Source organism: Stenotrophomonas sp. G106K1 (assembly GCF_037969685.1).
Classification (GTDB): Bacteria; Pseudomonadota; Gammaproteobacteria; order Xanthomonadales; family Xanthomonadaceae; genus Stenotrophomonas; species Stenotrophomonas lactitubi.
Map to the genome: position 1 here is coordinate 1 of NZ_JBBPFR010000014.1, position 13082 is coordinate 13082.

The window sequence follows — 13082 nt, forward strand, 5'->3', positions numbered from 1 at the left end:
TACTTGCGCCGTCCCCCGCAACCGGACCCACCCCGCCCTCCCACGGAATGCCCGCGGTTGAAGTTGCTTCGGCAGTTGCTGTTGCTTCGGCTTCGGCCTCTGCAGGTGCCGGGCGCAGCCCGGCCGCACCCCCTACAGCACCCGATACGCGCGCTCGGCCGCATCGAATACATTGCCCGGCGCGAACTGCTCGCCCAGGTAATGCAGTGACTGCCGGTGCTGCTGCAGCGAACGCTGCGCCGCGCCGGGGCCCAACAGCATCTGCTCGAACTCGATCAGGTCCTGCAGGATGCGCCAGTGCCGGTACCATGCAATCCAGCGCGGATCGCCGAGGTCGTCGCCATATCCCTCGGCGAAGCCCAGCGGATGCTCACGCCCCCAACGGCCTCCCACCGCGGCGCCGACAAACATCAGGTCGCGCTCGCGCGGGGCCAGTGCCAGGCCGTCCCAGTCGATCAGGTGCAGCGCGTCGTCCTGTCCCATCAGCAGGTTGCCGGCATGCAGATCGGCGTGGCACAGGCACAGCACGGGTGCTTCGTCCTGCAACGCACGACGCAGCGCTTCGGCACGCTCGTGAAGTTCCGCGATGCGCGGCCGCTGCTGCTGCCACAGCGCCAGGAATGCACTGCCGGATCGATCCTGCGCCTGCGCCAGCGTTGAGGGATCCTGCAACCACGTCCCCACCGTATCGACCGCCGCGGTTTCAAGCCGCAGCGTCGGCAATGCCTGGCGCAGCGCCGGCGGAAGTTCCGCCTCATGCAGGCGGCGCAGCACTTCGCCCAGCCTGCGCCATTGCGCACGGCTCAGCGGTGCCTCGAAGCCCGATTGCCCTTCGATATAGGGGAACAACGTGAACTGCAGGCCCCAGCGCTGCACCGAGGCACCGCCGGTCAATGCCGGCCAGGGCGCAACGATCTCTTCAATGCCCAACGTGCCACGCAGCCAATGCAGGCTGTCCCAGACCGCTGGCGCAACCTGATAGTTGCGGCACTTCAACCACCAGTGGTCGTGGCGGGCATCGATGCGGAAGACGCACGCGTTGGCGTCGGCACCCACCGGACGCGGCACCACCGCTGTCGCGTTGATGTCGTAGGACTGCTGCAGGACCTCAACAATCTGCTGCGCCGAAGCGAATGACATGGAGGCAAGCGTGCTTTGGTGACGGCACCTACTATCGCAGATGGCCCTGCATCCGCACAGGCCAACGGGTCACAACATCGGCGTCCTGCGACAAAAGAACTAGCCGGCGACGCCTCGCATCACCGCTTCCAACGGACCGCGCGCGAACTTCCATGACCACAACCAGGCTGCTGCGGTAGCCAGCATCACGAACAGCAATGCGGCCATCAACACCCACGACAGGCTGGCGCTTCCATCCAGCAGACCGAGCGATTCCAGCACGCCCATGCCAATCAGGATGTGCGCCACGTACAGGCTCAGCGTCATCCGTCCGGCCGCGGTGAACGGCTCCAGCCAATCACCGGGATGCAGCCGCACCAGCCACAGGCACGCAGCGATCAATGCACACGCCGCGCCTGCACCGGTCAGCAGATACGCCGGACCGGGTGGCATCGGCTGCGTCGCCAGCCAGACCTGCCACGCCGTGCCGTGGCCCCACTGCTGCAACGCCTGGCCGGCACCCATCAACAACAGGCCGAGCAGCAGCAGGACACGCTGCACCCGTGGTTGCGACAGCGGCAGCCGCGCCAGCAACATGCCCAGCAGGAAGAAGCACAGCCACGGCAACACGGGATGGAAACCGTTGAACAGCAGGTTGCGCATCGCACCCGGCCATCGCCACAGACCTTCGTAAGCCAGCGTCTGCCAGTTCCATCCCTGGCTGTAGTCCCAGCGCAGCAGGGCCCAGAACGAGACCATCGCCAGGGCAGCCATGCTGCCCAGAAGAACACGAGGCGAGGCGCGCAGCCACAGCACCGCCACCGCGAAGTACACCGCGTAGTAGTGCAGGATGTCGGCGGGAAACACGGTGAGGTTGAGCAAGCCGAGTACGGCCAGGAACACGGCCCGCCGCCAGGTCTGCACGCTCGCCTGCCACCACGCTTGCCGCCGCGTGGCCAGCACCAACCCCACCCCGGCCAGCGTCACGAAGCTCGCCGAGGCCTTGCCTTCCAGCAGGTGGAAGAATCCAGCAAGCCACCCGCCGCCGTCGGCTTCAACGGCCATCGCCAGACGGAAGTTGACCAGCACCATGCCGGCCAGCGCGAGATAGCGCGCAAGGTCCAGCCCATGCAACCGTCGATCGTCACTGCTCACGAACGGCCTCCAAGCAGCGCTGTCAGCAGGCCAGGATCAAGCACGTCGGCATCCGCATCGCGCACCTCGCCCAAGCCCTGCCGCAACGCATCGCTTTCGATCGCATCCAGCAGCACCTGCGACTGCAGCGTCGCCGACAGCGCAGGGCGCCGGCGTTCACGCCGTGCAACCTCCTGCAGGGCCTCGGCCAGACCGCGCTGCAACTGCGCGCGGTTGCCCGCAAATGCCGCCGCCACCGCCGGAGTGCGCGCGCTCTCGGCCAGCACTTCCACACTCAGCAGCGCCCATTCCGGCTGCCGGCACAAGGCGTGGAAGTCCTGCAGGAACCCCTGCACCTGCGCACGTTCGCCATTGCAGTCCGTCAGCCGCTGCAACAAGGGCTGCAGCTCATCCTGCTCGGCTTCGGCGGCCGCCAGGATCAGCGCCTCCTTGCCGGGAAAGTGGTTGTAGAGATTGCCCAGGCTTACGCCGGCCGCCTGCGCGATGTCGCGCATGCTGGTCTGGTGGAAGCCCTTGGCCAGAAAACACTGCAGGGCAGCCTGCAGGATCTGCGAGGCACGCTGTTCGTTGCGGTCGGTACGGTTCATGTCGCAAACGATGAACGAACGTTCGTTCATTGAAAAGATCGACCGGAGCTATCGGCCAGTCGCCGTTCAGGCCGCTGCGTTTGACCTCAACCGCTGGCGAGGGCCGATCCTGACGCGCTCTGCAACGCCGGCGGACTTCGCGTGCTCCTAGAAGAATTCGTCCAAGAGGCGGTAGTAGGCCAGTCGATCTTCATCGGCGCGCATGCCATAACGGGCCAGCAGTGGCGCGACCCAACGGGTGTCGCCGTAGTTGTGGACCAGGCTGCGCGCGGCCAACGCCAGGTCCTGGCAACGATCAGCCACGCCCAGCCTGCCGCAATCGATGAAACCACTGAAGCGCCCGTCGACCGCGATCAGATTCGGCAGGCACGCATCGCCGTGCGCTACCACCAGATCCTCATCCGCCGGACGGGTTGCCAGCAGTTCGGCATAGACCTGTTCCGCGCTCTTGCCCAGGCGCTCATCGTCAAAATCATCCGCATCGATCTGCCCGGCCGCCACGCGCGCGGCTACCGCCGGCAAGCGCGATGCGAGGCGATGATCGAACGGACAAGCGGCGATCGGCAGCGCATGCAGGGCGCGCAGCGCGTCGGCCAGCAGCACGACCACCTGGGCAGGTTCCAGCGTCGGCGACGATGCCAGGTCATGGCCGGGCAACGCACTCATCAGCAGCCAGCGCCGACCGCCCTCCTCCGCCGTATCCAGCACCGTGGGCACCGGCTGTCCCTGCGCCCGCAGCCAGCGCAGACGCAGGATCTCGCCATCCAGCTCGCTGAAGGCATCAATCACTTCCGATTTCAGGAACGCATCCGGCAACCCCGGGCGTCGCACCCGCGCTACATCAGCGCGCGACATGCCGATGCTCTGCATCTCGATCTCTTCATCGCGCATCGCGCTGCGCCACTGCGACGGCAGGGGCATGACATCGCCATCGCTAGATCCTGCTTCCATCTCCACCGCTCCGGCCCCGGTCACAGCCTGGATTCTCTCCGAAGCGGACACTTCACAGCAAAGGACATCGCCTGAAACTCCTGGTCATCGGCGCCAGCAAAGGCCTTGGCCGCGCCTTCGTGGAAGGCCTCTGCCAGCCCGGCGATACCGTCGTCGGCGTATCGCGCACGCGCCCCGCGCAGCTGGACTGCGGCCACGGCGGGCGCGATGCTGCAGGTGCTCTCGGTGGGCACGCGCCAGCTGGCGGTGGATCTGATCGACACCACGCTGGGTGCCACCGGTAGTGAATGCTCCAGTGACCCGCGCACTGCCGCCGAGATGCGCGTCCATGCCGATGCGGTGGCCGACATGCTCTGCGCTTACCTCAGGCAGCTGGGCGCGCACTGACCTGCAGCCGCCGGCTTACACCGCGTAGAAGCCGAGGAACATGGCCACCGCCGACTCGGCCACGCGCGTACGTTCGGCTGGTGCCAGCGGCGCTTGGCCCATCGTCACCTGCGGCCAGAACGCGAAGCTCTTCACCAGGCCCTGCAGCTGATGTCCGGCAAATTCCGGATCGACCTGGCGCAGCCGCCCATCGGCAATCGCCGCGCGGATCCACGCGCTGACGCCACTCTCCTTCTCGCCCATGCGGCAGACGATCGCCTGCGCACGCTCGGGCGAATGGATGATCTCAGCCATCGCCACCCGTGCCAGATCGATGAAGTTGGCATCACCCAGCAGGTCCAGCTTCTGCCGCAGCAACTGCAGCAGCTGCACATCCAGCGGCTGGTCGGCGCGGTACGGCAGCTCGACGCTGGCCACGCTGCTCTGCCACAGCTCTTCCAGGATCAGCGCGAACAGTTCTTCCTTGCTCGGGAAGTGGTTGTAGACGGTGCGCTTGGAGACACCAGCCACCGCCGCGATGCGATCCATGCTGGTCGCCTCGTAGCCGGCCGACCGGAACTCCTCCACCGCCGCGCGGACAATCGCCTCGCGTTTGCGGTCGGTAAGGCGTTGCGGGGCACGGGACATGGCGGGACCAGATAGCTGAACGGATGCCCCTATTTTACACCCGGCAGTGTACTTTCCGAAAATCGAAAACTACACTGTGCAGTGTACCCTGCGGACGTCACCCATGAAGCGCCTGCTCCTTGTCCTCCTGCTCGGAATCCTCGCCGTGACCGCCTATACCTTCTGCAAATCCTGGTCCCTCCCCGACTTCCCCGATTCGCCGCAGTACCGCGAAGGCAAGTTCCGCAACGCCCTGCCGAAGCCGGCGATGGGCCTGCGCGATGGCCTGGAGATCTGGTGGACCTTCCTGTTCAACAAGCCCAAGGGCACCGTGCCCAACCATCCCATTCCGGTGCAGGCGCTGGACCGCGCCATGCTGGACGCGGCGCCTGACCGCAGCCTGTTCCGGCTCGGCCATTCGACGATCCTGCTGAAGCTGCGCGGCCAGTACTGGCTGACCGATCCGGTGTTCTCCGAACGGGCATCGCCGGTGCAGTGGATGGGCCCGGCGCGCTTCCATGCACCGCCGATCAGCATCGACGAACTGCCGCCGATCGCCGGCGTGATCCTCTCGCACAACCACTACGACCACCTCGACCACGCGGCGGTGATGCAGCTGGCCGGGAAGACCGCGCGCTTCATCGCACCGCTGGGCGTGGGCGACCAGCTGATCGCCTGGGGCGTGGATGCGGCCAAGGTCGAGCAGCTGGACTGGTGGCAGTCCACCGAAGCCGCTGGCCTGCGCCTGACCGCAACCCCCGGCCAGCATTTCTCAGGCCGCGGCCTGGGTGACAGCGATCGCAGCCTGTGGGCGTCGTGGGTGATCCAGGACGATGACTTCCGCATCTTCTTCAGCGGCGACACCGGCTACTTCGATGGCTTCAAGGCCATTGGCGAGAAGTACGGCCCGTTCGACCTGACGATGATCGAAACCGGTGCCTACGATCAGCGCTGGGCGTTCGTGCACATGCAGCCCGAACAGACCCTGCAGGCGCACCTGGACCTGCGCGGCAAGTGGCTGCTGCCGATCCACAACGGCACCTTCGACCTGGCCCTGCACGAGTGGCAGCAGCCGTTCGAGCGCATCAGCGCATTGGCTGCAGCGAAGAACGTGCCGGTGGCCACGCCGATGATGGGCGAGGCACTGGACATGCAGGCACCGACCGCTGGAACGCGCTGGTGGGAGCGGGTGGAACTGTAACGGCCTGTCGCGCAGCGACCCTCAGCCGGGATGCTGAACCAGCCGTTCCTGCTCCTTCGCCACATTGATCTGAAGCGCCGCAGCAGCGAGCTCCACCAGCTCGCTGCTGACCTTCTGGCTGCCGCGTGCCTGCATCCACGAGAGAATGCCGGCCAGGTGCCAGATCGACGCGCTACCCTCGTGCACCGGTGCCGGAAACGTCTGCGGGTGCGCAAGCAGCAACTTGCGCATGTTCTGCCGAGACATGCCCAGCAGATCGGCAACATCCGTCAGCCCTACCAGATCGGGACTGACTTCGATCGGTTCTGCACCGGGTACGGCACGCTGGACGTCTGCCAGCGCGGAGCGCATCGCCTCAGCGGCGTTGCTCGCCTCACGACAGAATTCCAGCGCCAGCCTTGCCACGCTCCCTATGCCCGGCAGTGCATCTCCACATCCAGCATCGAGCAGGCGCCGCTCGAGGACACCTTGATCAATCGAGGTATCAAGCAAGTGGTATCTGAGGGTGAAGTTGAATTCCGTCTTCAATGGACCTGCGTATCCTTGAGTTCACTGAAGGTGGCTACAGTGCGCGCCGCTGGACTGCCGAACCTACAGAATCTCTGTCGCGTTTCCAGAGGCGAATGCGCCACTCACGGTTCGAGGTGCACTCGCAACCCTGCCTCACCCTCGGCCAACTCCGGGCGCAGCTCCAGCGACGGGATCAGGTAATCCCCAGCGTTCTGCCGCCGGTAAGCAATCACCGGATCGTTTGCCAGCCCATCCAGGCGCGCGCCCAACCCCTCCAGCACGGCGGGCAATGACGCCTCATCGATACGACCGCTGCGGTAGATCACATGCGCGGGCAGCACGTCAAAGCCGGGATAGAACAGGATGCCGTGCTGGATCGGGAACAGCACATCGTCGATCGGCCCATTGATGCCACGTGGACCGTAATGCGACTCCCAGCCGCCGGTGGTTACCACCAGCATCGCGCGCTTGCCGGACATCGTGCCCTCGCCATAGCGGTCGCCCCAGTGCCGGTCGGAGTGTTCGCCCACGCCATAGGCAAAACCATAGGCATACACGCGATCCACCCAGCCCTTGAGGATGGCCGGCATCGAGAACCACCACAGCGGGAACTGCAGGATCACCGCGTCGGCCCAGCGCAGTTTTTCCTGTTCGGCGGCGATGTCGGCGCTCTGCTGGCCGGTCCTGAAGGCGTCGCGCGAATCCAGTGACGCGTGGAACGGCAGCGAAGGATCGCGCCCGGGGTGATCGTCGGCATCGATCTGCGCCTTCCATTGCATGGCATGCAGGTCGGACACCTGCACGCTGTGGCCGGCGCGTTGCAGGTGCTCGACGGTGAAGGTCTTCAGGGTGCCATTGAGCGAGGTCGGTTCGGGGTGGGCGTAGACAAGCAGGACGTTCATGGTGGTACCAGGGAGGAGATGCCGGCCATGCTGGGCGCCGCCGCGCTATAGTTGAAATGAATTCCTGCAATCCCCGGCATTGCCATGGACAATACCCTGCGCCGCATTGATCTCAACCTGCTGGTAACCCTGCAGGCCTTGCTGGAAGAGCAGAACGTCACCCGCGCGGCCGAACGCCTGCACCTGGCCCAGCCCACGGTCAGCGTGCAACTGGCGCGCCTGCGCCACCTGTTCGATGATCCGCTGCTGCTGCCGGGGCCACGTGGCATGCGTGCCACCGCACGTGCCGATGCGCTGCGCGAACCGTTGGCCGAGGCCCTGGCTGCACTGCAGCGCGCGGTCGCACCGGTGCAGGCGTTCGATCCCGCCCAGGCCACGCAGACCTGGCGCATCATGGCGTCGGACTTCGGCGAAACCACGATCGTCCTGCCGGCACTGGCCGACCTGCGCATGCGCGCACCCGGCGCGCGCCTCGCCGTGGTCAGCCTGGCGCCGGCGCAGATGGTGGCGCAGAGCGAGCGTGGCGAGATCGATCTCGCGCTCCACATCACCGCCGACGCGCCTCCGTCACTGCACCATCGCCCGCTGTTCCAGGAACGCTACGTACTGGCCGGGCGCCGCGATCATCCACGCCTGAAGCGGCGGCCAACGCTGAAGCAGTTCTGCGCGCTGGACCACGTGATCGTGTCACCGGATGGCGGCGGTTTCCATGGCGGCACCGACAGCGCGTTGGCGCATGTAGGCGCACGTCGCAACGTGGTGCTGTCGGTGCCGCACTTCCTGTTCCTGCGCAGCGTACTGCTGCGTACGGACCTGGTGGCGATGATGCCCTCGCGCCTGGTCGCGCAGGACCCGGCCCTGAAGGCCGTTGAAGCACCCCTCGATGTGCCGGGGTTCGAAATGGTGATGCTCTGGCACGAGCGCGTGCATCGCGATCCGGCGCATCGCTGGTTGCGCGAGCGGATCTGTGCGCATTCATGAGACGTCGGGCTGGAACGCGTCCGGGAAATATTGCGACGCGTCATGTAACCGGTTACATCCCTTGCTAGCGTAGGCCCGCCCGTTCCGGGCCCCTGTCGATGTGAGGCCTTCGCAATGACGTTGTGCGCTGACCGCTGGACCGCTCCCTGCCCGCCGAACCGGCGCCTTGCCCTGGCCCTGCTGTTGCCGACCCTCGCACTGGCTGCAGCCGTGAGCGCACAGAACCTGCCGCCTCGTGCGCAATGGCAGGCCAGCGCGTCATCGCAGCAGGTTCCAGCGATGGCGATCAGCCACCTGATCGACAACGATCCAAAGACGGTGACCGGCGGTGCGTTCAGCCCGGGACACTGGTTCCAGATCGATCTCGGCAAGCCGGCGATGCTGGCCGGTGCCCGCCTCACCTGGGATGTCTCCAATCCCGAAGGCTATTCACTGCAGACCTCGCTCGATGGCAAGCAGTGGCAGACCGCCTATGTCATGGGCGATTCGCTGGGCGGCATCGAGACCCTGTATTTCGCGCCGCGCCAGGCACGCTATCTGCGCCTGGCCAGCCCGCAGCGCACCTCCGACTGGGGCGTCTCCATCTTCGAAATGGAACCGCTCGATGCCGCGCTCACTGCACGCGTGACCGGTCTGGATGCCGCCCAGTCCGCAGCGCTGTGGCAGGGCGGCGGCACGGTGGCCATTCCCGCTGGCAAGGGCGGCATCCACACGCTCGACATCACCCTGCCCCGTGCGCAGCCCAGCACCGGCCTGGCGGTGGACTGGGCCAACGTGCATGGCGCCGCAAGCCTGCAGGCACAGGATGCGAAAGGCCACTGGCACGAACTGGCCCGCGATGCGCAGGCAGCGAGCCGGCAGCAGAGTTGGCTGGCGGCCGACGCCCCGCTCGACCTGCAGGCACTGCGGCTGACCGTGGAAGGCGATGCACCGCAGATCAAGCGCATCCGCCTGCTCGGCCCGAAGGCGGTGATGACGCCGATGAAGCGCTACCAGATCGCCGCCAGCGGCGCGCAGCGCGCGTTGTTCCCCGCCTCGCTGCACATGCAGCAGACCTACTGGACCGCGGTGGGTGTGCACGCGGGCCGGCAGAAATCGATCTTCGACGAATACGGCAACATCGAGGCCTACAAGGGTGCACCGCTGGTGCAGCCGATCTGGCGCAACGCCGATGGCCGCGCGGCCGGTGCCGCCGGACAACCGGTGCAGCACGCCCTTCGCGATGGCTGGAAGCCGATGCCATCGGCCACCTGGTCACCGCAACCGGGGCTGGAACTGCGCAGCGAGGCCTTCGCCTTCGAGCGCGACGGGCAACCGGTCACCTTCGTGCGCCATCGCCTGCGCAACATCGGCAGCACGGCGATCGAAGGCACGCTGACCCTTGCGGTGCGACCGATGCAGATGAACCCGCCGTGGCAGAACGGCGGGCTGTCGCCGATCCGCGAAGTGGCCGTTGAAGGCAACGCCGTGCGCGTCAACGGCCGCACCCTGCTGCAGTCACTCACTGCGGTGGATGCCGCCGGCACCGCGCCCTTCGGCAACGAAGGCGACACCGAGATCACGTCGGCCATCGCCAGCGGGCAACTGCCTGCCGCACAACAGGCAAGCGATGCCGCAGGGCTGGCAGCGGCGGCGTTGAGCTATCGCGTCAGCCTGTCACCCGGTGCCAGCGATGCGGTGGTGGTGGCCTTCCCACTTGGCACCGCCACCGCCGATGCCAATGGCGTGCTGCCGCAAGCACCGGCCCTCGACCTCGCCTCGCTGCCGCGCAACGGCGACAAGGCCTTCGACACGCTGGCCAGCCGTGCCTCCGCCGATTGGCAGGCACGCCTGGGCCAGGTGGGCCTGCGCCTGCCCGATCCTTCGCTGGTGGACATGCTGCGCGCGCAGGCCGCGTACATGCTGATCAACCAGACCGGCCCGGCGATGCAGCCCGGCCCACGCAACTACAACCGCTCCTTCATCCGCGACGGCATGGCCACCTCGGCCGTGCTGCTGCGCATGGGCGAAGCCAAGGTCGCGCGCGACTACCTGGCCTGGTACAGCGAACACGGCGTGCACGGCAACGGCCTGGTGTCGCCCATCCTCAACGACGATGGCAGCGTCAATACCGGCTTCGGCTCGGACATCGAGTACGACAGCCAGGGCCAGTACGTCACCCTGGTGGCCGACGTTGCACGGCTGGATGGCGGGCCGGAAAGCGTGCGTGCCTATCTGCCCAAGGTGAAGGCCGCGCTGCGCTTCCTGCAGGAGCTGCGCGAACGCACGCTGGTGCCGGGCTATTTGGCCGACCAGCCCGCACCGGAGCGCTTCGCCGGCATTCTGGCGCCGTCGATCAGCCACGAGGGCTACCCCTCGCCCACCCACAGCTACTGGGACGACTACTGGGGTCTGAAGGGCTGGCATGACGGCGCGTGGCTGGCCGAATCACTGGGCGACCACGAAACCGCGACGTGGGCGCGCGAACAGTACAAGGCGCTGTATGACGCACTGCATGCCTCGATCCGCGCAACGATGGCATGGAAGGGCATCGACTTCATTCCGTCATCGGCCGACCTCGGCGACGGCGACCCGACCGGTGTGTCGATCGCACTGGACCCGACCGGCGCACAAAGCGTGCTGCCCGCCGAGGCCCTGCGCACCACCTTCGCCCGTTACCTGGACGATGTGCGCAAGCGCAACCAGCCCGGTGCGCTGTATGCCTACACGCCGTATGAAATCCGCAACGTGCTGAGCTACGTGCACCTGGGCCAGCCCGAAGCCGCCGACGAACTGCTACAGGGCCTGCTGCACGATCGCAGGCCGCTGGAATGGCAGGTGCTGGCCGAGGTCGTGCATTCGCGGCTTCGTTTCCCGCGCTACCTCGGCGACATGCCGCACACCTGGATCGGCGCCGAATACGGCCGCACCCTGTTCGGCATGCTGATGCGCGAGGACGATGACGCGCTGTCGCTGCTGCCGGGTACGCCGCCTTCCTGGGTGGCCGGTGAAGGCCTGGCCGTGGACCGCCTGCCCACTGCCTATGGAACCCTGCAGATGCAGGCGCACCAACGCGATGGAACGCTGCAGGTCTCGCTCGGCAAGGGACTGCGCAAGGGCACGCCGGTACGTGTGTGGTGGCCGAGCCGCACCCTGCCGAAGGACGTGCGCGTCGATGGGCGATTGGTACAGAATTTCGACAAGGATGGGGTGCTGCTCGATGGCCCGTTCCGTATGCTTGAGGCACGCTGGCAGTGACGCCCTTGCAGGAACCGAAGTGATCGAACTTCTACTCAATGACGGCCCGGTTGCCGCCACTACCGACGAACAGCTGGCCAGTGCACTGGCGCTGGCCGCATCCATGCCCCAGCTCGAGCTGTGGGCATCGGTGCCCGACGGCCCATCGCTGTGCATGCTGCGCAATGCGGAGCACGCGTGGCTGATGTACCTGCGCGAGCCCGGCGACGGCGGCTTCCATTCCTGCGGAAACGAACATCGCGCCGGCAACGCCTATTTCCGCCTCGACAACGGCCAGGTGGATGGCTATCCGCTGGCATGGTGCATCGACATCGAGGCGTGCTTCGCTGCGATCCGTTTCTTTCACGGCAATGGAGGCGCCCGTCCGGAACACATCGATTGGCAGTCCTGACCCCGGTAGAGGCCGACCTTGGTCGGCACGCCGTCCGTCGAGCGAGCTCGACGCCTACCAGGCGGCATCGCTAGAACCCCGGCAATCCCGGCGGATTGGTCTGCGATTGCGGCACCGCTTCTTCGGCTACGTTCCAGCGCGCCAGCACCTTCGCGTAGGTACCGCTGCTGATCTGGGTGTTCAGTGCCTGGGTCACCGCATCGGCCAGGCCGCTGCCCTTGCGGGTGGTCACCGAGATCGCCGCCGCATCGGGCCAGCCACCCGGGAACAGGCCGACCCGGCGCACCTTGCCATCGCGTGCCGAATAGGCGCCGGTGGCATTCGGCTCGAACGACACGTCGGCGCGGCCGGTGATCACCGCCAACCGCCCGATCACCGCATCATCGAAGTACTGGTACTCCACCGGTTTCAGGCCCGCGGCGATGTTCTGCTTGTCCCATTGGCGCAGGATCTGGTCCTGGTTGGTGCTGGCCCCCACCACCACTTTCAGCCCGGCCACGTCGGCGGGCGTGGCAATCTTCTGGATCGGCCCATCGGTGCGGGTATAGATGCCCAGCAGGTCGAAACGGTAGCTGGAGAAATCGAACTTCTTCTTGCGCTCTTCAGTGACCGTCACGTTCGACAGCACCGCATCGTACTTGCCCGATTCCAGCCCCAGCGGCCAGTCGGCCCAGGCCACCGGCACCACCACCAGCTTCAGGCCGAGGCCATCGGCGATCAATCGTGCGATATCGGGCTCCACGCCCACCACTTCCTTGCTGTCGGCACCGTAGTCGGCCAGCGGCAGCTGACCGGGGTGGGTAGCGATGGTGAACGCACCCGGGGTGACGAAGCGATAGCCGGCCGGAATCAGCGCTTGTGCCTTCGGATCGGACGTGCCCTTCAGTATCTCCGCGTTGCTGGCTGCAAGTGATGTCGCCGCAACGGGCACGCCATCGGGGCCCTGGCGTACGCGCGAGTAGACGATGCCGGCGATGCCGATGACCAGCACACCGACGATCAACAGGGTGCTGCGTGCGGGACGTCGCTGCGATGCTGGGCTCATGGGGGTTCTC

General features: G+C 66.5%; 13 protein-coding genes. 5 read left to right on the top strand and 8 right to left on the bottom strand.

Going from position 1 to position 13082, the window contains the following annotated elements:
- Positions 1-132 precede the first annotated feature (132 nt).
- The 4 genes from WKB25_RS13210 to WKB25_RS13225 form a co-directional block, all read right to left on the bottom strand.
- Positions 133-1140: an aminoglycoside phosphotransferase family protein gene (locus tag WKB25_RS13210; RefSeq protein ID WP_340571145.1), complete on the bottom strand. Its 1008-nt coding sequence runs from the start codon at positions 1138-1140 to the stop codon at positions 133-135.
- A 99-nt stretch (positions 1141-1239) separates the two neighbouring features.
- On the bottom strand, positions 1240-2274 hold the full coding sequence (locus WKB25_RS13215; RefSeq protein WP_340571146.1) for a DUF418 domain-containing protein: 1035 nt from the start codon (positions 2272-2274) through the stop codon (positions 1240-1242).
- Positions 2271-2861 (bottom strand): TetR/AcrR family transcriptional regulator, encoded by a 591-nt coding sequence (locus tag WKB25_RS13220; protein WP_340571147.1) that lies wholly within the window; start codon positions 2859-2861, stop codon positions 2271-2273. The genes WKB25_RS13215 and WKB25_RS13220 overlap by 4 nt, the downstream gene beginning before the upstream one ends.
- 147 nt (positions 2862-3008) lie before the next feature.
- Positions 3009-3812 (bottom strand): APH(3')-II family aminoglycoside O-phosphotransferase, encoded by an 804-nt coding sequence (locus WKB25_RS13225; RefSeq protein WP_340571148.1) that lies wholly within the window; start codon positions 3810-3812, stop codon positions 3009-3011.
- A 105-nt stretch (positions 3813-3917) separates the two neighbouring features.
- On the opposite strand from WKB25_RS13225, the gene WKB25_RS13230 reads away from it, so the two are divergent.
- Positions 3918-4199 carry a hypothetical protein gene (locus WKB25_RS13230; protein ID WP_340571149.1) on the top strand — a complete coding sequence of 94 codons (282 nt, stop codon included), beginning with the start codon at positions 3918-3920 and terminating at the stop codon, positions 4197-4199.
- Positions 4200-4214: 15 nt separating this feature from the next.
- Here WKB25_RS13230 and WKB25_RS13235 read toward each other — a convergent pair whose 3' ends face one another.
- Complete coding sequence (locus WKB25_RS13235) at positions 4215-4826, bottom strand: TetR/AcrR family transcriptional regulator (protein ID WP_340571151.1); 612 nt, start codon at positions 4824-4826, stop codon at positions 4215-4217.
- Between the two features lie 103 nt (positions 4827-4929).
- Here WKB25_RS13235 and WKB25_RS13240 point away from each other — a divergent pair, with 103 nt between their 5' ends.
- Positions 4930-6006, top strand: coding sequence for an MBL fold metallo-hydrolase (locus tag WKB25_RS13240; protein WP_340571152.1), 1077 nt, complete (start codon positions 4930-4932; stop codon positions 6004-6006).
- Between the two features lie 21 nt (positions 6007-6027).
- Here the strand turns inward: WKB25_RS13240 and WKB25_RS13245 are convergent, their stop codons facing one another.
- Together WKB25_RS13245 and WKB25_RS13250 are read right to left on the bottom strand one after the other, a co-directional pair.
- Positions 6028-6534 carry a DNA-binding protein gene (locus tag WKB25_RS13245; RefSeq protein WP_340571153.1) on the bottom strand — a complete coding sequence of 169 codons (507 nt, stop codon included), beginning with the start codon at positions 6532-6534 and terminating at the stop codon, positions 6028-6030.
- 104 nt (positions 6535-6638) lie between these two features.
- A complete protein-coding gene (locus WKB25_RS13250) occupies positions 6639-7418 on the bottom strand; it encodes an NAD(P)H-dependent oxidoreductase (RefSeq protein WP_340571154.1) in 780 nt (259 codons plus the stop codon).
- An 84-nt stretch (positions 7419-7502) separates the two neighbouring features.
- On the opposite strand from WKB25_RS13250, the gene WKB25_RS13255 reads away from it, so the two are divergent.
- From WKB25_RS13255 to WKB25_RS13265, 3 genes are all read left to right on the top strand, one after another.
- Complete coding sequence (locus tag WKB25_RS13255) at positions 7503-8399, top strand: LysR family transcriptional regulator (RefSeq protein ID WP_340571155.1); 897 nt, start codon at positions 7503-7505, stop codon at positions 8397-8399.
- A gap of 114 nt (positions 8400-8513) precedes the next feature.
- Positions 8514-11636, top strand: a complete 3123-nt coding sequence (locus WKB25_RS13260; protein ID WP_340571156.1) for a discoidin domain-containing protein — start codon at positions 8514-8516, stop codon at positions 11634-11636.
- 19 nt (positions 11637-11655) lie between these two features.
- Positions 11656-12027: an Imm1 family immunity protein gene (locus tag WKB25_RS13265; protein WP_340571157.1), complete on the top strand. Its 372-nt coding sequence runs from the start codon at positions 11656-11658 to the stop codon at positions 12025-12027.
- A gap of 70 nt (positions 12028-12097) precedes the next feature.
- Here WKB25_RS13265 and WKB25_RS13270 read toward each other — a convergent pair whose 3' ends face one another.
- Positions 12098-13072 carry an ABC transporter substrate-binding protein gene (locus WKB25_RS13270; protein ID WP_340571158.1) on the bottom strand — a complete coding sequence of 325 codons (975 nt, stop codon included), beginning with the start codon at positions 13070-13072 and terminating at the stop codon, positions 12098-12100.
- Between the last annotated feature and the right edge of the window lie 10 nt (positions 13073-13082).

Coding starts and splice junctions, on each gene's coding strand:
- WKB25_RS13235 (WP_340571151.1), bottom strand. CDS start 4,826: ATGTCCCGTGCCCCGCAACGCCTTACCGACCGCAAACGCGAGGCGATT.
- WKB25_RS13240 (WP_340571152.1), top strand. CDS start 4,930: ATGAAGCGCCTGCTCCTTGTCCTCCTGCTCGGAATCCTCGCCGTGACC.
- WKB25_RS13270 (WP_340571158.1), bottom strand. CDS start 13,072: ATGAGCCCAGCATCGCAGCGACGTCCCGCACGCAGCACCCTGTTGATC.
- WKB25_RS13250 (WP_340571154.1), bottom strand. CDS start 7,418: ATGAACGTCCTGCTTGTCTACGCCCACCCCGAACCGACCTCGCTCAAT.
- WKB25_RS13260 (WP_340571156.1), top strand. CDS start 8,514: ATGACGTTGTGCGCTGACCGCTGGACCGCTCCCTGCCCGCCGAACCGG.
- WKB25_RS13255 (WP_340571155.1), top strand. CDS start 7,503: ATGGACAATACCCTGCGCCGCATTGATCTCAACCTGCTGGTAACCCTG.
- WKB25_RS13225 (WP_340571148.1), bottom strand. CDS start 3,812: ATGGAAGCAGGATCTAGCGATGGCGATGTCATGCCCCTGCCGTCGCAG.
- WKB25_RS13220 (WP_340571147.1), bottom strand. CDS start 2,861: ATGAACCGTACCGACCGCAACGAACAGCGTGCCTCGCAGATCCTGCAG.
- WKB25_RS13210 (WP_340571145.1), bottom strand. CDS start 1,140: ATGTCATTCGCTTCGGCGCAGCAGATTGTTGAGGTCCTGCAGCAGTCC.